Raw genomic sequence first — 221 nt, 5'->3', positions numbered from 1 at the left:
CGTCGAAGATGGCCTCCTTGTCCTCCTGCATGTCCTTGTCGTAGGCCAGGGGGATGCCCTTCATCATCACCAGCAGGGTGTTCAAATCGCCGTAGACCCGGCCGGTCTTGCCGCCGACAAAACGCTGGAAGAACTGACCCTGGACGAGTTCAAGCAGTACAGTGATCTGTTTGAGGAAGATGTGTACCATGCCATCGACCTGACCACCTGCTGCGAGGGCC

General features: G+C 57.9%; 1 protein-coding gene. It reads left to right on the top strand.

The window, feature by feature from the left end:
- Nucleotides 1-85 precede the first annotated feature (85 nt).
- The coding region (locus H6B10_RS19135) for a hypothetical protein (RefSeq protein ID WP_430661789.1) at nucleotides 86-221 on the top strand (136 nt) is incomplete at its 3' end.

It is taken from the genome of Gemmiger formicilis, assembly GCF_016901605.1.
Lineage (GTDB): Bacteria > Bacillota > Clostridia > Oscillospirales > Ruminococcaceae > Gemmiger > Gemmiger formicilis_B.
The sequence above is the reverse complement of the archived record's forward strand: the minus strand, read 5'-3'. Positions and strand labels throughout refer to the sequence as shown.